The organism is Capnocytophaga canis (genome assembly GCF_043187445.1).
GTDB lineage: Bacteria > Bacteroidota > Bacteroidia > Flavobacteriales > Flavobacteriaceae > Capnocytophaga > Capnocytophaga canis.
On the sequence record NZ_CP171121.1, the window covers coordinates 985976 to 1009745 of the forward strand.

Sequence of the window (23770 nt, forward strand, 5' to 3'; positions counted from 1 at the left end):
TAATATTTTTAAATGTAAAAACAATAGCTCTAAGGAACTTCTACTGTGTTTACGATTTTGTTGATAATCTCAACGGAAGTAACATTTTCTGCTTCTGCTTCATATGTAATTCCAATACGATGACGCAACACGTCATAAATAACAGCACGTACGTCCTCAGGAATCACATAACCACGTCGTTTGATAAAAGCATGACACTTGGCAGCAGTTGCTAAATTGATACTTCCACGAGGCGAAGCTCCAAATTTTATAAGAGGTTTTAAATCAGCTAAATTATATTTTTCAGGATAGCGTGTGGCAAAAATAATATCCAAAATATATTTTTCAATTTTTTCATCCATATACACTTCACGAACCACTTGCTGAGCTCTGCGAATTTGATCTAAGCTAACTACTTGATTTACTACCTCTTGTTGGCCTGATAAGTTGTTACGCATAATGAATTGCTCTTCATCCAGTTTTGGGTAGTCAATCACAGCTTTGAGCATGAAACGATCCACTTGAGCCTCTGGTAAAGGATATGTACCTTCTTGTTCTACAGGGTTCTGTGTAGCCATTACCATGAAAGGTTTGTCGAGGACAAAAGTATTATCGCCGATAGTAACTTGTTTTTCCTGCATCGCTTCCAGTAGTGCAGATTGCACTTTGGCAGGAGCTCTGTTTATTTCATCCGCAAGAATAAAGTTAGCAAATATAGGCCCCTTTTTGATAGAAAATTCATTTTGCTTGATGTTGTAGGTCATCGTTCCTACCACGTCAGCAGGGAGTAAATCAGGGGTAAACTGAATGCGACTGAAGGATCCATGTACAGCCTTAGCTAAAGTGTTTATTGATAGTGTTTTCGCCAAGCCTGGAACTCCTTCCAAAAGGATATGTCCTTGTCCTAACAATCCGATGAGCAAAGCATCAACCATATGTCGCTGCCCAACGATTACTTTATTCATCTCTCGCGTGAGTGAATCTACAAAAAGGCTTTCATTCTCAATTCGCTCATTAATTTGTCGTATGTCGACAGTAGTATTATTTTCCATATGTTATACCTCGTATTTTGTGCCTCGCAAGGTAGTAAAAATATTTGTCTTAAGTGTTAAAAATCTTATAAAATAATTAGATTTGTAATGATTTAAGAAATTCGTTTCAGTTTTTCTAAGACAAAGAGGTTTTATTTAACATTTTTTATATCTTGTTATCTGCTATGACAGCACTAAATAACGTCTTCTGTATTAACAAGCAGCTGTGTATCAAAACTCACAAAAGTTGATGAAAATCGATTCTCACTAATAGAATATGCGTTAATTTTTTCATTTTTCGTTTTATTTTTTTACATTTGTCGCTTTAAATATGTAAATTATATGATCAAAGTTACACTACCCGACGGTTCAGTTAAAGAGTTTAACAAGGGCATAACGCCTTATGAAGTGGCTCTCAGCATTAGCGAGGGCTTGGCAAGAAACGTGTTGTCAGCAAGTTACGACGGAAAAGTGGTTGAGACTACCACGCCTTTGACCACCGACGGAAGTCTAATTTTATATACCTGGAATGATACTGAAGGAAAGAAAACTTTCTGGCATTCCTCAGCCCACATTTTAGCACAGGCTTTGGAAGAAACATACTCAGATATTAAACTAACGATAGGCCCTGCTATTGATAATGGATTCTATTATGATGTAGACTTCGGACAACATAGTTTTTCTGAAAAAGATATTCCAGAAATTGAGAAAAAAATGCTCGAAATCGCCAAAGGAAAGCATTTATTTTCAATGCGTTCCGTAAGTAAAAAGGAGGCATTGGATTTTTACAAAAACAATCCGTACAAAACAGAATTGATAGAAAATTTAGAGGATGGTTCGATCACTTTCTGTGATCACAGTACCTTTACCGATCTTTGTCGTGGAGGGCATTTGCCTAATACAGGTTTTGTGAAAGCGGTAAAAATATTGAGTATCGCAGGAGCATATTGGCGAGGTGATGAAAAAAACAAACAGCTAACACGTGTTTACGGAATTTCGTTCCCAAAACAGAAAGATTTGACGGAATATTTAGCCCTTTTGGAAGAAGCTAAAAAGCGAGACCACAGAAAGTTAGGTAAAGAATTAGAATTGTTTACCTTTTCAAATAAGGTTGGGCAAGGGCTTCCGTTGTGGTTACCCAAAGGAGCAGCACTTCGTGAGCGTTTAGAACAATTCTTGCGGAAAGCACAAAAACAAGCTGGATACGAGCAGGTTGTGTCTCCACATATCGGACATAAAGATTTGTATGTAACTTCAGGACATTGGGAAAAATATGGCAAAGATAGTTTCCAACCCATTGCAACACCTAACGAAGGTGAAGAGTACCTACTAAAACCGATGAACTGTCCGCATCACTGCGAAATTTATAACTCAAAACCTTGGAGTTATCGTGATTTGCCGAAGCGTTTTGCCGAATTTGGAACGGTGTATCGCTACGAGCAAAGTGGTGAACTTCACGGACTTACTCGTGTGCGTTGCTTCACTCAAGACGATGCTCACATATTCTGTACTCCTGAGCAGTTAGATCAAGAGTTTAAAAACGTGATTGATTTGGTGTTGTATGTATTTGGTTCGCTTGGTTTTGAGAATTTTACAGCGCAAGTTTCGTTGCGTGACCCTGAAAATCCGACTAAATATATAGGTTCCGATGAAAATTGGCAAAAAGCAGAACAGGCTATTATCAACGCTGCCAAAGAAAAAGGATTGAATTATGTGATTGAAACGGGCGAAGCAGCTTTCTACGGCCCTAAGTTGGACTTTATGGTGAAAGATGCTTTGGGAAGAAGTTGGCAGCTCGGGACAATCCAAGTAGATTATAACTTGCCAGAGCGTTTCGATTTGTGGTATAAAGGTTCTGACAATGAATTGCATAGACCTGTTATGATACACCGAGCTCCTTTCGGAAGTATGGAGCGTTTTGTGGCGATTTTGTTGGAGCATACGGCAGGTAATTTCCCACTTTGGTTGATGCCGAATCAAGCTATTATACTTTCCCTTAGCGAGAAATATGAAAATTATGCTCAAAAAGTTTTGAAATTATTAGAAAATTTCGATATTCGCACTTTGGTAGACAATCGTAATGAAACGATTGGTAAAAAAATCCGCGAAGCAGAGACGCAAAAGATACCTTATATGTTAATTGTAGGGGAAAATGAGGAAAAAGAAGCCACAGTTTCTGTAAGAAAACATGGAGGCGAAAGTTTAGGAACACTTTCTGTAGATGCTTTCGTTAAGATTGTTGAAACTGAAATTGGAAAAAGTATAAAGTCGTTTAAATAAGAGAATAGCTTATAGCGAAATAGAAGTAAAACTATTGATATACAGTTGATTATCTGATTTATTTTAGAAACTACACTATCAATACTAGTACATAATCACTTCTGTAGGTGCTAATTTATTATTCTTTGAGTTAAAAATAGTATTAATTAAAAATCAGGAAGATTATTAACAAGAAGGTAAACACTCCAGGTAGAGATGACAAACAACCACACCGAATTAATAACGAGATTCGTGTGCCTGAGGTTCGTTTGGTCGGGGAAAATGTCGAAGTAGGCATATATCCCACTCGCAAAGCATTAGAAATTGCAGATGAATTAGAGTTGGATTTGGTAGAAATCTCGCCAAATGCAACACCTCCTGTTTGTAAAGTAATCGATTACAAAAAATTCCTTTACGAACAGAAAAAACGTGAAAAAGAAATTAAGGCAAAGGCCACAAAAGTAGTTATCAAGGAAATTCGTTTTGGACCTCAAACGGATGAGCACGATTATGAGTTTAAGAAAAAACACGGCGAAAAATTCTTGAAAGAAGGTGCTAAAGTGAAAGCGTATGTTTTCTTCAAAGGACGTTCAATAATTTACAAAGACCAAGGTGAAATTTTGCTATTGCGTCTTGCAACCGACTTGGAAGAGTTCGGAAAAGTGGAACAAATGCCAAAGTTGGAAGGAAAACGCATGACAATGTTCCTTGCACCCTTGCCTAAGAAAAAATAATGTTGTAGTTTTGCACCCGTTTTGCAGAAAACATCAAACAATAAAAACGAAATAATATCGCAAAAATCAAAAGCAAGATGCCAAAAATTAAAACTAAATCAGGGGCTAAAAAACGCTTTCAAGTAACAGGCTCTGGTAAAATTAAAAGAAAGCACGCTTACAAAAGTCACATTTTGACTAAAAAATCGACTAAACGTAAGTTGAAATTAACACACACAACATTGGTTCATCCAAATGATGAAGCAAGTGTGAAAAGACAATTAGGTTTGAAATAATTGTTCTTTTAACATCTGAGTAATTCAAAGGGAAAGACTTTTAGCTCAAAAAGGGAATTAATAACCATGGAGTTAGGTAAAACGAAGTGTCTGAAAATGACCACCTACTACAAAAAATAATTAACATTTATGCCAAGATCAGTAAACGCAGTAGCTCGTAGAGCTCGCAGAAAAAAAATAATGAAGCAAGCCAAAGGTTTCTTTGGTCGTAGAAAAAACGTTTGGACGGTAGCTAAGAATGCTGTTGAGAAAGCAATGCAGTACGCTTACAGAGACCGCCGTAATAAAAAGAGAACATTCCGTGCTTTGTGGATTGTACGTATCAACGCAGGAGCAAGACTTCACGGATTGTCGTACTCTCAATTTATGGGGAAATTGAAAGCAAACAGCATTGAGTTGAATCGTAAAGTTCTTGCCGATTTGGCAATGAACCATCCAGAGGCTTTCAAAGCTATTGTTGAAAAAGTAAAATAAAAAACGTTTAACAAAAGATATTATTTCGTTTTAAAAAGCTGTCCTTAAAGGATGGCTTTTTATTTTGTTTTAACTTTTGAGCATTCAAATGTGAAAATGCTGTTTATGGTCATTTAATCCAAATTCCTATCGCGTAATTTGGGCTAAAAATAGTCAAAAAGTTATTCTGATTTTTTAAAGTGCTTATAAAAGCTCCAAAAAAAATCAGAATAACTTTTTCTTACACAGATTATAGGACATTCCCTTTTTCAAGTTTCTTTGAAAAACAGAAGCAAAAGCTCCTAATTATCGGTGCAGATTTACCCAAAACTAACAACACTTTTTCAATAATAACTTATTATATTTCAGCAATATACCGTATATACAATCCTCTTTCAAAAAGAATCAAAATCTTTTGAATTATGTCTTAAATGTTGATATAAATTACCTCCTTTTTCTTTATCTAATAAATTCGCTCTACACTTACCACAGAGATGTTGTAAGAGTCACAATATCTTACAATCTGTTGTAGAAACCATTGATCTTATCGATACAAGGTAAAGTGTCCCATAAATCGACGGTTATCATCTTGGCGATTTATTTCGATGATGTACCAGTAGTCCCCCGAAGGTACTGGTTTATGGTTATAGTTTCCGTCCCATTCATCAAGAACTCCATTTACAAATTGTAACGTTTTGATTCTTCGTCCGTATCGGTCGTATATATGTACATTTGAATTTGCAAAATTTTCCATATTTCGAGGTTTCCAAGAATCGTTTATTCCATCTCCATCGGGGGTGAAATAGTTCGGAATGGTGATGTCGAAATATTCTTGCTCTATGGTCATCGTTCTAGTACATCCAGCGGAATCTTGAACCATTACTTCAATAATTTTGATTATTTTACCATCTTCAATGCGTTGAGGGTCGTTTATATTCATCACATACACGGAATTTTCCCCTTGTTCTTTTCCATTGAAATAGAAAGTGTACTGAGGAGTTCCTTGTTCTGCAATAACCTCAATGGTATTCAGCCTCATGTCCGTTACTCTTTCCAATGTTAAAGGCAGCACGTTGTAAACCGTAAAAGGATCAGCTGTAATGCTACAACTTTCAGTGAGTCCTATAACAGTATCTTCATAGTACACTGTAATCTGTTGCTTTTTAATGGTTCTGTCAAAGTCATAGATACGTCCAGCAAAACGTGTGGTGTTTGAGAACGTATTTTTTGTAGAAGAACCATTCAGAGTGTAGTACAACTTAGAGAAATCCAGCTCAATAGCAAATCCTACTTCGATATAATCGGAATATTGATTGTCAACACACGTACCCTGTTGTTCAATGTGTCGTATGGTCAAATCGGGAAACTCCACCACCGTGAAAGACACCGTATTTTGCATCAAACATTCGTTGGCATCGGTCATTCGAATCTCGTAGTTTCCTGGACCTATGTTGTTATTTTTAAATTCCAATTCTGTACCAGGACTCACGTTGGAATAGCTTCCCACTTCAACAAAACTGCCTTTGTGGACTACCGAAACTCGATATGGAGCTGTTCCTCCTCCGATAACTTTGACTCTCACATACGCATTTTCTTCTCCGTAGCATACCGAGAATCGAGAACTTCCACGCACAATTTCCACGTTCATTGGAGCTGGCTCATGGATATTTATAGCAGACGTTCTCATGCCACAATTCCACGCATCGATGATTTCAACGAAGTAAGTAGCTTCACCTAAATCTGTGAAAACATTCGAAGTCTGAGGTTCTCGATAAAGTGTATTATCCTTGTAAAGAGCATAATAGTATGTTCCTACTCCAGAACCGCCACTTGCATCAACCGTAATGGTTCCATCATTGCTTCCGATACACGTGATTTGCGTTGCGGACACCGTAGCTGTAACACTACTTGGTAGTAATAACGTCAGGGAAGTTGTTCCAGTAAATACGTTACATCCAACAGCATCTGTCACAGATATAACATAATTATCGGCACTCAATCCTGTGAATAGGGCATACTGAACCACACCCGTTTTAGTGATTGGAGCTCCACCACCAGTTAATGTTACCTCAAACGGAGCTTCTCCTCCTTTGATAGTTACCAACACTTCACCTTTGTTATTGTCGCAGGTAACTCCATAGGTTTCATTGGCTTGAACTTCTATTTTTGGAGGGCTTTGTGGAATTACGATACGAATTGGCAACGTCTCACAATCATTTAGTAATGATTTGGCAGTCACTTCGTACATGCCAGCTTTTAGGTTGATAGCTCCTGTCACGTCTGTGGTTGTTGTGCCTGTGTATACTTCAGTTGAATTTATAACCGAAGTGATGGTATATGTAAATCCATGAACAGCTTGATTACCATTTCCTAAGGCAACATCCACGAAACGTAGAGAGGCACTACCCCAATCGCCGTAACATGTTGGACGTACGATGTTTTCGGCTACTACCTCAAAGGTGTTAGGGTCGTCCACTCGGTGGGTAGATACCAATTCACAACCCGTGGTTAGGTTGATGACCTGAATTTCATAGTTACCCATACCTAAACCTACGAATGTATGCGAAGTTGAAGTGATTGTAGTTTGTGTTACAACCGTTTCTGTATCTATGTTTCTTAAGATATAGTTTAAGTTAGTTCCCAAATAGCTTGGTAACACGGACACTTCAACACCAATCTGTTCATCACGACTACAAGTAATGCTTTGTGTGATAGTTACGGTAATAGCTTCTAAGCTAAATGTAGGAGTCACAGTCACAGGAGTTGTGCTTGACACTGTACATCCGTTTTGATCGGTTATCATCATATAGAATGTCCCTCCGTTCAAATCAGGTAGAGTGTAAGAGTTTCCGTTACCTAAGGCAACGTTAGTTGTAGCGTCGTAGAAAGTTGCCTGATATGGAGGTGTTCCTCCTTTCACTTTTGTCATATCAAAAGTGAGCGTTGCAGGATTCATTCGACCATTACCTGCACAGGCGTATGCACTTGCTGTTAAAGCCTCGTTTTGTAATGATAACGGTTCAGGAGCAGTCAGCGTAATGTATCTTTCTGCATAACAATCGTTGTCATTTGACACTACTCGGATAGTGTAGCGCACCCCTGCTACCGTACCTCTCAAATCTTTGAAATTAGCGGTGTAGTTATCTGCTGTGGTTGGAGCAGTGACCGTAGTAGTTACCATTCCACCTGAGGTCAAATCCTCCATACGGACAATGGCAAAAGTAAACCCTGCGGGATCCGAGTTTGGCATACTCACGATAATTTCGCCTACGTTTGGATCGCAAGTGAGCGGAGTGGCTACCAGAGTTGCATCAGCAATATTTGGTTTTACAGGTTCTTGAATTTGTAAATCCTTGTAAATAGGACATGCAACAGTATTGTTGTCATATACCGCTATGCGATAGTTTCCATATGCAGGATTCAATATGGTGATTGTAGGTGTGTAAGTTCCTGTTAATACTACGGTAGCTGTTTCACTGGCAGTTCCTTTTTCTTCGATTCTTTCCAAGATGTAGAAATAGTTACCAGTACCACCTGTTGGGGTACTCACACCAATTTCTACCGATGGAACGGTTGTTCTACAAGTGGCTACACTGCTTATATTGGCTGTGTACTGAATCAATTCATTTACCACGAAGGTAGTCGTTGAGCTACAGCTATTACCATCGCGTATGGTGATGGTGTAAGAACCAGCCTCTAAGTTCAATGAGAACGCTTTTCCTGAGGCATCCCAAGTGATGTTTTCTGCTGGTTTTACGCCAGAACTTGTCTGAAGTGTATAGAAATGATTTCCAATCCCTAATTGGTTCATGGAGATACGCACAGGAGTTTCTAACGTATTCGGGTCTGTACTACAGAACATTACGTCAGCAGTTCCAATTCGAGGTTCTTCATCTTTCGGTACGAATACGGTGGTACTTTTCGTACAGTCGTAAGCGTCACGCACATAGACCGTCCATGTGGCAGTTCCCTGAGGAATAACTACCGTAGTTGCGTGAGTGTTCAACGGATAGGTAGGTGTCGAACTTCCTGTCACAAAATCATAGTGGTATGGAGCTTTTCCTCCGTTGAAGTTCAAACGAACTAAACCATTGTTGCTACAAGTAGCATTTACCATTGGAGTGGCGGATACTGATAGTTCTATTGTGGCTTTCTCTATAATAAAATCTTTAGAAGCATTTACGCAAGTATCATTTCCTGAACCATCTTTCTCTGTAAATACAATATAATATCTTCCAGCAGGTAAATTATTTATTGTAAAAGGAGTAGTCGCAGGAGCAAATGCCCGTGTAGCTAAAGGTACTATCGTATTACCAATGTAGTTGTATACTTGAGCGTTAATGGAAATTGTTCCTGCCTGCCATCCTGCTACAGAGAACGTTACACTTCCATCGTTAGCACTACTACAAGTTGTAGGCTTGGCAACTCCAATTGTAGAAGTCAAAGTTGAAGCAGTCGGCACAGGGATGGTTGCCCGTTGCGTATAGTAACAGTTTGTACCGCTGTTGTACATTGTAAATGTGTACTCAACCCCCGGAAGCAATCCTGTGAAAGCTCTTTCTACAGACGTAGTGGTTGTTCCGCTAACTGTTTGATTTGTATGTTTATACCATACTATCTGTTGTGTTCCGTAGGTTACGGTTTCAGTAGTTCCTGTAAATAAACGTGGTAGCATATTTTCAATACCAGGTTGGTAAATGGCAAACCAATAACCGTTTGTAGCAGGTTCCAAACCTTCCATAGTATTGAATGCGGTAACATTCACCGTCCCCGTAGTTGCACATGCGGTAGGTGTTGCAACTGCAGTGGTGATAATGAAATTCGCATTTGCAAGTACATCAAAAGGTATGGTAACTTCACAGCCATTATGATCGGTAATAATGGCATTATATTGTCCGAAATCCAATCCATTGAACGTACCTATCGCCGAATGAGAAGCTAAACTTTGTGTGCGAGAGTAACCATTTGAGGTACTTTCAACTTTCACAGTAAACGGAGGCGTTCCTCCTCTGTTGACAGAAACTTGCCATTCCGCTAATTTCAATCCTCCTGTTTTTCTACAACTGATTGGGGTAATTTGAGTCGCTGTTGCTGTCATGGCTTCCACTCCTGGGACGGTTACTGTGGTGGTTACCACACAGCCTCTATCATCAGTAATTTCTACTAGATAACTTCCAATGGCCAAAGCTGTTGGGGTTACCGCTGGTAATATCCGATTTCCTGTGGCATCCAATTTAAACACATTTACAGTATTGGAAGCTGTAGACGAGTAAAAATCACTTGGTTTAACGATGATTGCTCCATTGTTTTGTCCACAGAACGCCTCTTGAGTTAAGATGCTTGGATTCACAAATCGCGGAGGATCATAAATAACCTTTCTTTCTGTTAAAGCATCACAGGCTTCACCATTCGGGAAATAAATTACCATAAAGCGATAGTCTCCTGGTGTAGAAGTGCTGTATGTAGCATTAGAGGTTGCAGAGGCAAAATTTGTATATGTAGCTCCCCCATCATTGCTAACTCTAAATTCTTTCGTAGCTAAAGGATCACCTCCCATAGCAGTCAGCGTAAAGGTTACGGTAGCTCCTGTAGTACAACCTATATATTGATTGTTTTCAGTCACTTGCAAACGCATAGGTGGATAAACGGTAGCTATCACAGTAGCTGAACATCCTGCATTGTCTGTGACGGTAAAGGTATGGTTTCCAACACTTAGTCCTGTAAATAGATACGAATCATCAACAGATGTGTACATATTAGCATCTCCCACACGCTGGAAGCGATAACCTTCATTTCCTTCGGTTACGGAGATATGTACACTTCCGTTTCCGATTCCATCATAACAATAGATGGTTTCAGCAGTAATGGTTAAAGTTTTTTTGTCTTCGATTATCAAAGAAATAGACTCCTCACAGCCATTACCATCACGAACTGTTACAGTGTAAGTTCCTGCTGATATGTTCACAAATTGATTGTTAGAAGTGAAAGCCGTTGGGCCTAATTGATAGTTATACGATGAAGGATTTCCTCCCGTTGCTGTAACAAGGACGGTAGCCCCTGGAATAGCTCCACAAGTGACTTTTTTAACGACTTCAGCCTTTACTACAATAGGAATTGCATCGCCAATAGTGTATGGAGTGAAATCTACCATACAAGAAGGCTGATTGGCGTCTCTAACGAAAATCACACCGTTGGTTGTCACAGGTAAACCTGTAGCTACGAAAGTGTTGTTAGTTGTCGTTAAAGTTACCGTTGTCCAAGAAACTTGACTGCCGATAGCATATTCAATCACGCGTGATGCAGGAGGATTATTGACCTTAATGGTCAAAGTTCCGTCCGAACTTCCTTTACATCTTACGTTAGTTTCAGCTATTTTTTCAATATATAACTGTTTATTCTTTTCGATAGTTATCGGCTTAGAAACCATAGCTTCACAGTGTTGAGTATCTTGCCACACCTCAATATTGTCAATAGCAACATCATTCCCCAAGTTTCCTACCGAGCTATTTGCTTTATTGATGATTACCACTTCTAAGGTATTTTCTTTAATTGTGTTTTTTGGAAAAGTTACCTTATGTGTTTCCCAATTGCCTCCGTGAGGAATGTTTCCATTTCCAACATGCTGACTGCTGAGAACGACCCCTGCGGTGGTTCGTAATTCAGCGTATAGATTTGCGTTTGTTCCTGCATTTAACAGTAGGCTACGTGCGTCAAACTGTATGTGAGCATCGGACACGTTTGGCACAAATCCAGATATACGTTTTTTGTAAATTATCTCGTTGTTTCCGTTACCCATCACTGCCAAATATCTACCACCTGTTGGGTCGGTAGGCGTTGGAGTTACCCAATTGGCATTAGCAGCCACTTGTTGGGTGATGGCATACTCTCCATCGAACAGTGCTTGATTCTCACGGCATGTCAAACTGTTAATATTTGACATACAAACATCATCAGCTCCTGAACCAAAATCTTCTCGGAATAATAGGTTTTTGGAAGCAAAATTGGATAGGGTAACATAACGAACCTCAACCACATGCGTTTTCGGCTCTAATGTTAGCATAAAGGAAGTGCCACTTACGGTTTGATAGTTTTCCGTTGGATTTAAGCGATATTCATAGGAGTTAGTAACAGTAGCACTCATCGTTACTGTAACCACTCCATAGCCATTGTCACAACGGTAGGATATTGGGCTAAACTCAATAGTAGGCACCTCCGCAGGGGCAACTACCACATCAAACCATTGTCTACAACCTTTATTGTCTTTCACATAGACTCGCATTGAGTTACTGATGTAACCAATATTGTCAATGGAATAATTCGCCTCTCCATCGAAACTGTAATAGAACGGAGCTTCCCCGCCACTTACGTTGTTCACAGCGATTTTGTACTGTTTGCTTGTAATTCCTGTTCGGCTATCACAATCTTTGTCGGCAACGATACCGATGAACGCCGTGATAGTAGTTTCAGACGGTTTGATTTCGATAGGCTTGTTGATATACGTACAAGTAGTTCCCGAAATGGTTGCGATAACCTCCGTTTCGTACAAGCCTACAGGTAAATTCAAGAAAGAACCCGTGCTGTTTTGTTGAATAGCTCCACCGTTGCGAGTGTAGTCAGCATTCAAACGATACAATCGGACGGTTCTATTTTGCGGAGAAGGGAAATTTAATAAAATAGACCCTTCATTCGGAGCTGATGCACATTGAATGTGGTTTACATTTAGCTTAAAATTATGTGGAACAGGAGGTTCTATAAGTAAAGGAGGTGTTGAAAGAGCAAAAGCTCCATTACGCTGGTCACCTGCGATAAAAACATACTCTCCTACATGCGTAATATTTGGAATTTCCGCTTCAATAAAAGTTTGATTTTCAGGTAAGGTAGCGATTACCGCATTTTGGAGGGCTAATTCCTCCGAGGCATGTTGCTCAATTCCGTTAATACTCCAAATAGCGAAACGATATGGAGGTTTCCCTCCTTCGGCAGAAAATCGCACACGAGCAGTATTACACTGTGTCCACCCCAAAAAGGATGCTGTCATGGTCATCTCTGTACGCTTATCAATTTTGATGATATCTTCATATTTACATCCCTGAATTTGAGGAGAGGTTACCACTATGCGGTAATTCCCTGCTGTTAAATTCGTGAATTGATAGCTATTTGAGCCTGTGGTTATGTCTCTTTCTAAAGCGTTATCTTTGTAGAGTTTCATATTGTAATTAACACCCGTTGCACTCATTACAACAGAAAAATAACCTTGTGAATAATCCGATTGATGTCCTACTAAATTCGAAGGAATATCTCCTGATAATCCATTGGTTATCACATCAAAATAGTAACTCGTGTTACAGTTAGCATCTTTGATTTTCAATCGATATTTTCCTGCGGAACTGATTGTGAATGAATTATTGCTACTCACATCCTCCCAGCACGATTCATCGGAGTACGGACATCCTTGGAATGGAGCTGGGCAGGAGCCATTGGCTCGTTGCCATATAAAGTTAGTGTTTTGGAAACTCACCGTCAATACTCGTGAATTCGATTCACACAAGAAAAATAAACTCGTCCAAAGTCCGTTGTTCGAACACACCATACCGATATTGTTTGCCAATGCTCTTATTGGGTCAATGGCTACAGCAGGAGCTACTAAATTGACAGTTTCTGAGTTAGTTACCGTTATTCCGCTACAAGTGTTGGTTTTGATAACTTTGTAGATTCCCGCTCCGCTACTTGTTAAAGAGGCGGTGTTAGCTCCAGGAATTGCAACACCATTTTTGTACCACTGATAACTGTCAAAGCCTTCCGTTGAAGTAAGAACAACCTCTTCACCACAGAATAATTCCTGACGCTGACAACTGTCGGTGTTAATTTTGATAGTAGCTGTGTGTGTGCGCATTTGCGGAGCCAAACTACAACCCGCAGGGCCACCTCCAAAAACTACAGAAGTATTTGCTAACAGATGATCCAAGCATGGTTTAATAGCTTGTTCACAACCTCCAGTGATTCTTAATGGAATACGGATTATTCGTTCAGCAGATGCTTGTCGTAAGGTTTCGCCAGGAATGACAAATTGGTAGGTACGACTCGCCGTGTCATAGGTGTATGTAGGCACAAAACTTCCCATTGAGGCTGCTGTTAGCATCGGGCTTCCGTCTAAAGTAACATTGCTGTTTGATGGTAACACTACAGTCATCGTAGCAGTAGTGATGTGCTCACCACCACTGTTTCTGTAGCGAATCTCATATAAGAACGCATCAGAAGTCGGAGATAATTCGGATAAAGGCGTATTACTACCATTCACATAACGAGATGTCAAACTAAGATCCAAAGCGTTCGAAAGTACTGTTACCAAGAAAGTACGGGTGGTTGTGTTTCCTGATAAATCTGTAAAAGTATAGGTAACGGTAGTTACACCCAAAGGAAACTCATCTCCTGGAGTATGCGTACTACTTACTGTTACAGGCGGACAGTTATCCGTGGCCGATACCGTCCATGAAACAGGAGCTAAACATCGTCCCAAAGGTAGCCTTTGTGTGATGTCAGGCATTGGTGCCACAACAGGAGCCTCATCATCATGAGGAATGGTGATTGTACGTCTCAAGGATTTGATTTCTCCTTGATTACAAATTATGGATTGTTTTAAGTTATATTCCACTTCAAAGGTGGTCGTTTTAGTTACAGTAGTTAGGAACACACGTCCGGTATGTAATGCTCCACCCACTCGATTGTCTTGTTCATCTAGCTCGAACCAACGAATATCGTACAGAGATTCAATCCCCGTGAAGTTCAAAATAACATTTGCAGGGGAACAAACATCGGGGCGGTTTACCAGTGGAATCATCCGAGGAGGATAGAAGTTATTTGCTAACACTTCTACATCTTTCGGCACTGAACCACAACGATGTGCCGTAATCACTTTGTATTTCCCTGTTGGAATGTTAGAGAACACATGGGATGTTCCTCCTGACGAATATGTTTGTGACGCTACTACAGCATTCGTTATAGGGTTTATCAACGAATAGGTCAATGGATAGGAAATAACATGAGGATTATTGATGTTTACAGCCACGTATGCTGGTGTGGAAGCATCGCAAGATGAGCTAATAATATCTGGATCAATAATTTCTTGTTCTTTAATTTCAAAATATGCGTAATCTCTAAAATTTTGTGCATACGTGCTACCATGGAAATACGGATTTCCGTTCAACGCCTCTTCTAAGAAAGAATAACCTGAATGAGAACTTTTTGAACCATTGGGAGCTATATAGGTGTAATAATAATTATAAAACTCCACTCGATATTCTCCTGTAGGGATGTTTACAAACGTGTTGGTGTATCCAGAAATACGAGGATGAGTTGTTGTCATAGAAACCCAAGTGACAACTCCTGATGCATTGACTGTTTTTCGCTGTAGTGTTGCTTGCATGTTTCTTGTCAGAGGGTCATTTCGATCAAAGTTATAGGTATAAGTCCCTAATTGACAATCCTTAGTGATTGTTTCCTGATACTTTATTGGAAGACGCCCTGTAACGGTTAATGTTTTCGAAGCTATATTTCCACAAGCATCTGTCACGGTTACTATGTATTCCCCAGGAGGTAGATCACCGATGCTGCGTGTCCCTCCATTGTTTGTAAATTCGATAGGGAATTTTACCGTGCGAGTGTAGGTGTCTGTTTCTAATGGTAATTTAGTTTGGAAAGATACAGAAGTTTGACCATCTGTACGTGCCAAACGCAGTTTCATATTGTTACCATAAAAGTGATTGTAGATATAACCTGTACCCTCATAAATACCAAGACCAGGCTGCAAAACATTTATCGTATTCTCTAATGGAGGTTTAGGAAGGGGAGGGACTTTAATCTCAACTTCTTTTTCTGCGTCAGGGTAACAACCTTCGTGAGCATTCAACCTATACTTCACCTTGTATTTCCCAGCTCCATGGGCTGTTACGTCAATGTGATTATTAGATTTTATGATACCTGTAGTCAAAGGGCCTGTCCAAGTGTTAGTGCCTTCGTCGAATTTATATACATCTACATGGTTCATCAAATCGGTATTATTTTTTACCGCCCATCTTATGTGGAAAGACATTCGTTTATTATTGTCTGTTGGGAACATTAGGTGGTTGTATGTTCTGAATCCATTGTATTTGTTAACATAAATATATAATTTCTCTACAGGTATACAATCTGCAGTTCGAGAGATACTATAAGAAAGATGCGGAACCGCTTGTTGGGTCACTTCTTCAAACTTGAAATGGTCGTCTCGTTCAAAAATAGGCGGTACGGTGGGTATGTTAACTCGTACTCTCACTTTAATTTCATCATTTTCTTCAAAGGTATAATCTGTGTAGTACCACCCCCCTGAAAAGCTGGATGAAAAATCCTTGATAGTTCCTTTGGTCACGTTCTCCACCACAAAAGTACCCGACTGTTTCATCAGGTTGTCAAGTACAGTTCTTTCCGCACCGCTTAAGTTCGAGTAGATGTATCCACCTCCCGTAAGCAAATGAGAACTGTACGTCATTCTGTACTTACAGACTCCAGAAGGGTCTCTCTCAAAACTCTGAGGCTTTACTCCTACCCCTAAGCATTCATAGTTTTGTACTATTGTCCCCGTCATAACCATCGGAATTCGGCGTGTTTCCCCACATTGTACAACATCTCCTGCCAAATCCTCTATTACCAATACTACATTTCCTAACGGGATGGAATTAGAGCCTGACCCTTCGATGCTTATTACATTGCTTCCCGTAGGTCGTGTAAAATCTTCGGGAGCATATAAAACATTTCCGTTAGGATCTTCAACACTCACTCTAAAAGGGCCTGTCCCTCCTGTAGGTATTCTAAATGTGATTTTACCGTTTCTCTGAGTTAAACATGTAGGAGGGGATTGTTTAATCTCCTGAATGTTCATTATCACGTAGGAGCTGGTTACGTTAACTATCTTAGGAGCAGTTTGTGTACCAGAATCCTGATCCATAACTGTTACGGTGTACGTTCCAGCGCGTAAAGCATTAAAGGTGTAGGAAGCAGGAGTTCCGGTCAATTGTTGATATTCAACGTTTCCCGTTCCTTCTGGTGGTGTCAGAACCGCCAAATAGTTTCCTGTACAACCCGCAGGTAATTCTACCTTTAAAGTTGCATCAGAAAAACACGATCCGGGAGTAGGTGTTGCCGTGAAACTATCAATACATGGGGTCTGAGCCTGTGTTACCCAAACAGTGCATAAAAAAACAAATGTTAGCAAAAGATTTTTCATATAGGTTGAATCTTATTAGTTCATGTTTCTATCATCGCTATGCGTAATACAAAAAAATCGAAACATAGCTATGTAGAAAATATTCGATATGCAAATATATATTTTTTAATGGATTTTCTCATAAAAAAACTGCTTTTTAGCGAAAATTTAATGCGTTTATAAATAAACAGTTAAAATTTTCATCTTATTTTTCAATACTTTTGTTTGTTTTCTTTTTTTTTGTAATTTTATGGCTTCAATTTTAATATGTATTTATTATGATAATAGGAATTCCAAAAGAGATTAAAAACAACGAAAATCGTGTTGGAGCCACTCCAAGTGGCGTGAATGAACTTGTAAAATTCGGACATACGGTTTATGTCCAGAAAACGGCGGGTGAAGGCAGTGGATTTTCTGATGAGGAATATGTGGAAGCTGGAGCTAAGTTGTTGCCAACTATAGAGGAGATTTATGCTCAATCGGAAATGATTTACAAAGTGAAAGAACCTATTGCGGTTGAATATGATTTAATACGTGAAAACCAATTGATTTTCACCTATTTCCATTTTGCAGCAGAAGAAGCTCTCACCCATGCTATGATAAAACAAAAAGCTGTATGTTTGGCATACGAAACGGTCACTGAAAACAATACGTTGCCACTACTAACTCCCATGTCCGAAGTGGCAGGACGTATGGCAGCTCAGCAAGGAGCTCGTTTTTTAGAAAAACCTCAAGGAGGACGAGGGGTGCTTATGGGCGGAGTGCCAGGAGTTCATCCAGCTCGTGTACTGGTATTAGGCGGTGGAGTGGTAGGTTATAATGCCGCTATCATAGCCGCAGGATTAGGTGCTAATGTGCTGATAGCGGATATTTCGCTTCCAAGGTTACGTTTGTTGGATTCAATTTTGCCTAAAAATATAAAAACTTTGTTTGCTTCGCAGTATAATATCAAGCAAGAACTGGCTCATTCCGATTTAGTTATTGGAGCAGTGTTGGTTCCTGGAGCAAAAGCACCTTATTTAATAACTCGTGATATGCTCAAATTGATGAAAAAAGGTTCTGTATTGGTGGATGTTGCTATTGACCAAGGTGGATGTTTTGAAACTTCACGAGTAACAACCCACAGCAACCCTGTATATGAAGTTGATGGTATCGTTCACTATTGTGTAGCCAACATACCTGGAGCTGTTCCTTACACTTCTACGTTGGCTCTAACAAACGCTACACTTCCGTATGCTATTGATTTGGCAAACAAAGGATGGAAACGAGCTTGTCAAGACAACCGAGGTTTAGCTGAAGGATTGAATATTATCCAAGGAAAAGTGGTCTATCAAGCAGTAGCAAATACCTTTGGATTAGAGTATACACCAGTAAGTGAATTTCTAAAATAATGCGAGGAGTATAGTGATTGCGTAGCAAGAAACTATCCTCTTGTAAAAATATAGAAGAAAATAGGCTTAAAAAAATAGATCTTTGCAACTTTTAAAAAGTTAATTTATTTTAATTCAGGTTGTTACAGATTAAATTTAACTCGAACGATTTTTTTTGGATAGCCTTAAATAAAAAAGTGAAAAATGAGTTTGAAATTCATTTTTCACTTTTACATATTCACTAATTCGATTAGCGAACTTCTTTAATACGAGCTTTTTTACCTGTAAGTCCTCTGAAGTAGTAGATTCTTGCACGTCTAACTTTACCTCTTTTGTTCACTTCGATTTTTTGAAGAGCAGGTAAATTGAAAGGGAAAATACGCTCTACACCTACTGTTCCAGACATTTTTCTGATAGTAAATGTTTCAGTAGCTCCGCTTCCTTTACGTTGAATCACTACGCCTTTGAAAAACTGTGTACGTTTTTTATCTCCCTCTTTAATTTCATAGTACACTGTGATAGTGTCACCTGATGAAAATTCAGGAAAATCCTTTCTTTCTACAAAATTGTCTTGTACGTACTTTAATAAAGGTTCCATAAAAATTTAAAATATAATTTAGTTATCATTGGGCAACATTCACGTCTTTCGCCAGAGGTTGACCAAATCGGGTGCAAATTTAGATATTATTTTTGAAAATACAAGTTTATTTTACTTCTTTTACTTCCATATTTTCGTATTTAACGATGAAAACACCTTGGTTTTCGTAACCTCCACCTTTGTAAGGGTTGCGTTGATAGGCAAATTTATTTTCTAAGTAGGAAGTTTCGCCCACATGTGATGTTGATTGTTCAAAGTTTCCAGTAACTCCTAATCGCAGTACGGCGTCCATTGTAATGTCAAATCCTCTAATAGCATATCGGTTAGGCAAAACACCATATGTTTTCACATAGCGTTGCGAAAAACTGTCATCTCCGTTGGAGTATTTATTGAAAGTAGGATAGGTGAACTGCAAATCCGACAACTGATTGTTAGAAATGTTATTAGAGTCAAAAACACTTCCTCTATCAATAGTAGCCAAGATAATTTTTGGAGAAATATCGTTCTTTTTAAGAGATAAAGTTCCGTGTAGCACACGCACCGCGTTGGACACATAGCCAATATCATTGGATTGAATCAAAACAAAATTCAGACGGTTGTAATCAATGGCATTAGGAATTGATTTTGCAGTAACTTCAGTAACGATTTTTGCGTTCGGAAAACTACTTGCTAATCGTTCACGAACCGCAGTGTTCTTAGAGTCTGCCAAAATTAAAATGTTTGCATCTGAGTGATTTTCAGAAATGTAAGTAATCATTTTGTTTTGTTGTACCTCATCAGTTGGAAGTGTTTGAAATACGTTTGGATTTAAATCAATATTTCGGTTTGATAGAGGAGCCAATACCGCAACATTGGTAACATGTTTTGTCAGGTCATTAAACGATTTCGCTGAAAAAGGGCCAATAATTAGCTGTGAGTTTAGCAAATTCTCATCGGCGATTATATTTTTCATATTGTTATTTTCACTGTCAAACACATTGACTTTAAACGAATACCCCATTTTTTGTAATGAATCTAAGGCAATCATAGCTCCCGAATAGAAATCCGTTGCCATAGGCGTGGCACGATTGTCTCCTAAGCGTGTACGAAGTGCGGCAGATTTGTTTTCTTCCGAAATATCTGATATTCTGAAAGGAAGCACAAAAGATAACTGACGTACATTTTCTGTCGATGATAGCGATTGCACATTTTGATTCGAATCTGGAAAACTTTTTTCCTCAAAAGAGGTTATTGAATAGCGATATCGATTGTAATTTTCCTTCGGAATCCAAATTTGAGTATCGGCCTTTACACCATCTTTTAATTCAGGATTCAATTTGATAAGTTCTGCCTCTGACAAGCCAAATTTACGTTGCAAACTATAAAAACCCTCAGCTTTTTCTACAGCGTAAGGCACTAAATCCGTTCTATGATTTGGTTTTGAGGCAACACTTTCAACGGCAGGTACCCAAATTTCTTGGCCATCTTTGAGGTTACTTGCCGTAACTCCACGATTCATTTTTTCTAATTCTGCTTGACTGATGTTATGTTCACGAGCGATACGCCACAGGGTTTCTTGAGGTTTTACTACGTATTTTTTTTGTCCTTGCACACCTTTTTCAACAGTCCCAGTAGCTCTACTGAAAATAGGAATTGAGATTAGTTCTCCTTCTTGTAATCCACGCGTATATAAATCAAAATTATACCGTTTGATATCATCGATGGTGATGTTGTACTTTTGAGAAAGCCCGAAGAATGTTTCTTTAGCTTCCACTGTATGCGGTATAAATCCCATTGGGCGTTGTGTACTGTAATATTTTACCTTTCCACTTGGTATAACAATCACCATACCCTTTTTCATACTATCTTTAAGTCCTGGATTTTGCTTAAAAATATCGGATGGTGACACACGATAAGTCTTAGCAATGTGGTCAATACTCTCATTTGCTTTAATTGTATGGGTCTGCTGTTGGGCGAAGATCACTCCAAACAAGAGGAAAAAAACGATAGAGGTAATTTTTTTCATATTTGTATTACACTTTTTTTTAGTAATTGAATGCACAAAGATATTGCATTCATTGAGAACAAACGCAATAAACTCAAAAAATTAATATTTTTTTAACCTCAGCATCAACAGTCTTTACTTTCAATAGAGGAAAGCGATGCGGAGAATCAGTATGAGGTTAGATTCTGACTATTCGTATGGGTGCTCAACATCCAGTTTTTCCAACTGAATGAACACATTAGCAATTTTTTCAGTGATGAACTTAAAATATCGCTCTCCTTTTTCAGCGGTAGCTAATTTAGGGTTACCGACACCTGTGTCGGCAGTGATTTTTGACCATTTGCGTTCTGACCACATCCAACCTTCTGTAAATTCTTTTATTTTATGTTTCTTCTCTTTACCTTCGCCTGCCTCAGACAAAGGAAGTACTAATTCAGGACGCAGGTACATTAGCAAACTGGTTTCCATCTCATCGGCATGGTCGCCAATTTGGTCAAAATAGTTTTTTTTCTCTCCATTTTGAAACCAATTGCACACAGAAATATGCATTTTAGGAAATTTTAGTCCTAATTCTCGTAGAATAGGCTTGAAATCATTACCGCCGTGGCTGTTGAGTACCACTAATTTATGAATGTTCTGGCGGTTGAGGGTTTCGACAATGTCCGAAAGTAAAATCAATTGAGTGCTTGGATTGATATTGATATCTAAGGTAATGTCAGCTTGTCCCGTATTTACTCCGAAAGGTATGGCAGGAAGTACGATGATTCTACAACCTTGTTCCCATGCAATTCGTGCCGATTCAGAAGCAATACATTCCGATTCAATTACATCGGTGGCATAGGGTAAATGGTAGTTGTGGGCTTCGGTAGCTCCCCAAGGTAAAACGGCTATGCTAAAATTAGTTTTTTGGATAGTCTTCCAATTTGTTTCTGCTAAGATATATGGTCTCATTTTGAGTAATTTTGATTTAAGTAGCATGCAAAGTTACAAATAATAAAAATGATTTTGTACTTTTGTAGACTTTATTTAAAAAAACAAAGAATATGGCACGAATTTTAACCGGCATTCAAAGTACAGGAACTCCCCATCTGGGCAATATACTTGGAGCAATTATGCCGGCAATAGAAATGGCTCAAAATCCTGAAAATGAATCTTTTCTTTTTATTGCGGATATGCACTCGCTTACCCAAATTAAGAACGGTCAAGAACTTAAAGCAAACACATATAGCGTAGCGGCTACGTGGTTGGCTTTTGGGTTGGATTATAATAAAATTACGTTCTATAGACAAAGTGATGTGCCTCAAACAGCGGAACTTACGTGGTATTTGAGTTGCTTTTTCCCTTACCAACGTTTGACACTTGCTCACTCATTTAAGGACAAGGCAGATCGTTTGGAAGATGTGAATACGGGGCTTTTTACGTATCCAATGTTAATGGCAGCTGACATCCTTTTGTATGATGCCCAAATTGTACCCGTAGGCAAAGATCAGTTACAACATCTCGAAATCACACGTGATGTGGCTTCGCGTTTCAACCACCAAATGGGCGAAACTTTTGTATTGCCACAGGCTAAAATTGAGGAGCGAATTATGATTATCCCTGGAACAGACGGAGAGAAAATGAGTAAATCACGCAATAATTACATCAATATTTTTCTTCCAGAAAAGCAACTTCGCAAACAGGTGATGAGTATCCAAACCGATAGTATACCGCTTGAAGAACCTAAAAAACCAGATACATGTAAAGTTTTTGCTCTATATAAGCTGTTGGCTTCGGATGAACAGATACAAACTATGCGAAATCTATACGAAGGAGGAAACTATGGTTATGGACAAGCAAAACAGGCTTTGTATGAACTTATTTTAGAAAAATTCTCCGAACCGCGTCAGAAATTTCATTATTATATGGAAAATTTAGATGAATTAGAGAAAATATTACAAGAAGGTGCTTTAAAAGCACAGAAAGTAGCAACAGATGTACTAAAAAGGGTACGTGAAAAAATAGGATATTAAAAAAACAACACTATAGCAGTATGACAGAAATAAAAAATACGATAGAAGCAGCTTGGGAAAACCGAGAGCTTCTTAAAGATGAAAGCGTACAAAACGCTATTCGTAAAGTAGTTGATTTGTTGGATAGTGGAAAGTTGCGTGTGGCAGAACCCACTGAAAACGGGTGGCAGGTAAATGAATGGGTTAAGAAAGCCGTTGTGATGTACTTCCCGATACAGAAAATGGAAACCTTAGAAGCGGGAATTTTTGAGTATCACGACAAAATTCCGTTGAAGAGAGGCTATGAAGAGAAAGGAATCCGTGTAGTTCCTAATGCAGTCGCTCGGCATGGAGCTTATATTTCAAAAGGCGTGATTTTGATGCCAAGCTACGTTAATATAGGTTCATATGTAGATGAAGGCACCATGGTTGATACCTGGGCAACTGTAGGAAGTTGTGCTCAAATTGGGAAAAATGTACATTTGAGCGGAGGTGTTGGTATTGGAGGGGTTTTAGAACCTTTACAAGCGGCTCCTGTGATTATAGAAGATGGTGCTTTCATTGGTTCGCGTTGTATTGTAGTGGAAGGCGTTCGAGTGGAAAAAGAAGCTGTTTTGGGAGCAAACGTGGTACTTACAGCTTCCACAAAAATCATTGATGTAACAGGAGAAACTCCAATAGAATTGAAAGGATATGTTCCAGAGCGTTCGGTGGTTATCCCAGGAAGTTACACTAAAAAATTTGCAGCAGGTGAATTTCAAGTGCCATGTGCATTGATTATCGGAAAACGCAAGGCTTCCACCGACAAAAAAACTTCATTGAATGACGCTTTGAGAGAATATAACGTTTCGGTGTAAA

Annotated in this window: 12 protein-coding genes; 7 read left to right on the forward strand and 5 right to left on the reverse strand. The window is 38.9% G+C overall.

Translation table 11 applies throughout. From position 1 onward, the window contains the following. Positions 1–29: 29 nt before the first annotated feature. A complete protein-coding gene (locus ACF3OB_RS04265; protein ID WP_042008642.1) occupies positions 30–1031 on the reverse strand; it encodes a MoxR family ATPase in 1002 nt (333 codons plus the stop codon). A gap of 321 nt (positions 1032–1352) precedes the next feature. Here ACF3OB_RS04265 and thrS point away from each other — a divergent pair, with 321 nt between their 5' ends. The 4 genes from thrS to rplT all read left to right on the forward strand — a co-directional run bounded on the left by thrS (position 1353) and on the right by rplT (position 4752). Then, on the forward strand, positions 1353–3290 hold the full coding sequence (gene thrS / locus ACF3OB_RS04270) for a threonine--tRNA ligase (protein WP_392448485.1): 1938 nt from the start codon (positions 1353–1355) through the stop codon (positions 3288–3290). A gap of 215 nt (positions 3291–3505) precedes the next feature. Continuing rightward, entirely contained in the window at positions 3506–4003 is a 498-nt protein-coding gene (gene infC, locus ACF3OB_RS04275) for a translation initiation factor IF-3 (RefSeq protein WP_212895895.1), read from the forward strand. 77 nt (positions 4004–4080) lie between these two features. Then, a complete protein-coding gene (gene rpmI / locus ACF3OB_RS04280) occupies positions 4081–4278 on the forward strand; it encodes a 50S ribosomal protein L35 (RefSeq protein ID WP_042008648.1) in 198 nt (65 codons plus the stop codon). Between the two features lie 129 nt (positions 4279–4407). Beyond that, positions 4408–4752 carry a 50S ribosomal protein L20 gene (rplT, locus tag ACF3OB_RS04285; RefSeq protein ID WP_042008651.1) on the forward strand — a complete coding sequence of 115 codons (345 nt, stop codon included), beginning with the start codon at positions 4408–4410 and terminating at the stop codon, positions 4750–4752. A gap of 523 nt (positions 4753–5275) precedes the next feature. Here rplT and ACF3OB_RS04290 read toward each other — a convergent pair. Then, positions 5276–16990: a T9SS type B sorting domain-containing protein gene (locus tag ACF3OB_RS04290; protein ID WP_392448489.1), complete on the reverse strand. Its 11715-nt coding sequence runs from the start codon at positions 16988–16990 to the stop codon at positions 5276–5278. 257 nt (positions 16991–17247) lie between these two features. On the opposite strand from ACF3OB_RS04290, the gene ald reads away from it, so the two are divergent. Further along, positions 17248–18360 carry an alanine dehydrogenase gene (ald, locus tag ACF3OB_RS04295; protein WP_392448492.1) on the forward strand — a complete coding sequence of 371 codons (1113 nt, stop codon included), beginning with the start codon at positions 17248–17250 and terminating at the stop codon, positions 18358–18360. 229 nt (positions 18361–18589) lie between these two features. On the opposite strand, the gene rplS is transcribed toward ald, so the two are convergent. The 3 genes from rplS to ACF3OB_RS04310 all read right to left on the reverse strand — a co-directional run bounded on the left by rplS (position 18590) and on the right by ACF3OB_RS04310 (position 21872). Then, on the reverse strand, positions 18590–18937 hold the full coding sequence (gene rplS / locus ACF3OB_RS04300; RefSeq protein WP_042006040.1) for a 50S ribosomal protein L19: 348 nt from the start codon (positions 18935–18937) through the stop codon (positions 18590–18592). A 106-nt stretch (positions 18938–19043) separates the two neighbouring features. Beyond that, the gene (locus ACF3OB_RS04305) at positions 19044–20942 is read right to left on the reverse strand and encodes a LysM peptidoglycan-binding domain-containing protein (RefSeq protein WP_212895883.1); all 1899 of its coding nucleotides are present in this window, start codon (positions 20940–20942) and stop codon (positions 19044–19046) included. Positions 20943–21110: 168 nt separating this feature from the next. Continuing rightward, a complete protein-coding gene (locus ACF3OB_RS04310; RefSeq protein ID WP_042006038.1) occupies positions 21111–21872 on the reverse strand; it encodes a creatininase family protein in 762 nt (253 codons plus the stop codon). A gap of 92 nt (positions 21873–21964) precedes the next feature. On the opposite strand from ACF3OB_RS04310, the gene trpS reads away from it, so the two are divergent. Both trpS and ACF3OB_RS04320 read left to right on the forward strand, forming a co-directional pair. Next, positions 21965–22933 carry a tryptophan--tRNA ligase gene (gene trpS / locus ACF3OB_RS04315; RefSeq protein ID WP_042347725.1) on the forward strand — a complete coding sequence of 323 codons (969 nt, stop codon included), beginning with the start codon at positions 21965–21967 and terminating at the stop codon, positions 22931–22933. A gap of 20 nt (positions 22934–22953) precedes the next feature. Continuing rightward, complete coding sequence (locus ACF3OB_RS04320; protein WP_042006035.1) at positions 22954–23769, forward strand: 2,3,4,5-tetrahydropyridine-2,6-dicarboxylate N-succinyltransferase; 816 nt, start codon at positions 22954–22956, stop codon at positions 23767–23769. Position 23770 lies beyond the last annotated feature (1 nt).

Excerpts from the sequence above, each read along its gene's own strand:
- ACF3OB_RS04265 (WP_042008642.1), bottom strand. The coding sequence starts at position 1,031 with ATGGAAAATAATACTACTGTCGACATACGACAAATTAATGAGCGAATT.
- rplT (WP_042008651.1), top strand. The coding sequence starts at position 4,408 with ATGCCAAGATCAGTAAACGCAGTAGCTCGTAGAGCTCGCAGAAAAAAA.
- thrS (WP_392448485.1), top strand. The coding sequence starts at position 1,353 with ATGATCAAAGTTACACTACCCGACGGTTCAGTTAAAGAGTTTAACAAG.
- ald (WP_392448492.1), top strand. The coding sequence starts at position 17,248 with ATGATAATAGGAATTCCAAAAGAGATTAAAAACAACGAAAATCGTGTT.
- ACF3OB_RS04320 (WP_042006035.1), top strand. The coding sequence starts at position 22,954 with ATGACAGAAATAAAAAATACGATAGAAGCAGCTTGGGAAAACCGAGAG.
- rpmI (WP_042008648.1), top strand. The coding sequence starts at position 4,081 with ATGCCAAAAATTAAAACTAAATCAGGGGCTAAAAAACGCTTTCAAGTA.
- ACF3OB_RS04305 (WP_212895883.1), bottom strand. The coding sequence starts at position 20,942 with ATGAAAAAAATTACCTCTATCGTTTTTTTCCTCTTGTTTGGAGTGATC.
- rplS (WP_042006040.1), bottom strand. The coding sequence starts at position 18,937 with ATGGAACCTTTATTAAAGTACGTACAAGACAATTTTGTAGAAAGAAAG.
- trpS (WP_042347725.1), top strand. The coding sequence starts at position 21,965 with ATGGCACGAATTTTAACCGGCATTCAAAGTACAGGAACTCCCCATCTG.
- ACF3OB_RS04290 (WP_392448489.1), bottom strand. The coding sequence starts at position 16,990 with ATGAAAAATCTTTTGCTAACATTTGTTTTTTTATGCACTGTTTGGGTA.
- ACF3OB_RS04310 (WP_042006038.1), bottom strand. The coding sequence starts at position 21,872 with ATGAGACCATATATCTTAGCAGAAACAAATTGGAAGACTATCCAAAAA.